1 protein-coding gene is annotated in these 1055 nt (G+C 74.6%); it reads left to right on the top strand.

Annotation, left to right across the window (positions count from 1 at the left end):
• Positions 1-979: DUF5667 domain-containing protein (locus ABZS54_RS43030; RefSeq protein ID WP_355548952.1), on the top strand; the 979-nt coding region annotated here is incomplete at its 5' end.
• Positions 980-1055: the final 76 nt, after the last annotated feature.

Genomic DNA, 1055 nt, shown 5'->3' with positions numbered 1-1055 from the left:
CGACGGCCGGCACCGAATCGTCGGCCGGGCGAGCACCGACCTGATCAAGACCGGCGGCTACCGGGTCGGCGCGGGCGCGTTCGTGGTGGCCACCGGCGGCGGCCTGGGCGGGGTGGCCTACGCCAGTTCCGACGCGTTGCCCGGCGACATGACGTACGGCGTCAAGCGCACGGTCGAAGACTTCAAGATCTCGCTCGCGGACAACGACCACGAGCGCGGCGAGCGCTATCTCCAGCAGGCCGAGACCCGGATGGGCGAGGCCGAACAGCTGCTCAGGCGCGCCGGCCGGACGCCCACCGACAAGGCGACGGTGCGGCACCTGCGGCAGGTGCTCGACGACTGGCGCGACGAGGCCGACAAGGGACGGGAGCTGCTCACCGACCACTTCCGCAAGAGCGGCAGCGACGGCTCGATGCGCAATCTGGCCGACTTCGCCCGCTCCGGCCACGAGCGCATGGACCGGATCGACGACCGGCTCCCGCCGGAGCTCTCCTCCGAGCGCGATCGGGTCCGCACCCTGCTCACCGCGATCAACGAGCAGGTCGCCCCGATCGCGGGCACCGCCGACCTGACCTCGGCCAAGCCCTCCGACGGTGGGCGCACCGGCGGCTCGCCGGCCGCTCCCGGCGCGAAGCCGGACGGCGCACCCGACACCGGAGCGCAGCCGCTCGCCCCGCAACCCCCGGGCCCGGGCGGCACCGCGGCCAACAGCGCACCGCAGCCCAACGGCTCGGCGGCGCCGGGTAATTCCGCGCCTCGACAGCAACCGCAGCAGAACGGCGGCCTGCTCCCGGGGCTGAACATCCCCCTCCTCGGCGACGCACCCGCGGAGAGTCCCGCCGCCCAATCCGGCGGCGCGGGCACCACCCCGACCCCGGCGAAGACGCCCAAGGGTCAGATCCTCCCGCCGCTGCTGCCCGGCCTGCCGGGTATCGGGCTCAATCTGCTCGGTCCCGCCGAGGAGGATCCGCCCGGCTGAGCCGGCACCCCGGCTCGACCACCGGCAACAACGCGAGCGGCTCGTGGACACCCGTCCACGAGCCCCACGCGGCGGG

Source organism: Embleya sp. NPDC005575, from assembly GCF_040605455.1.
Taxonomy (GTDB): Bacteria; Actinomycetota; Actinomycetes; order Streptomycetales; family Streptomycetaceae; genus Embleya.
This window is presented reverse-complemented; position numbering and strand designations above follow the sequence as displayed.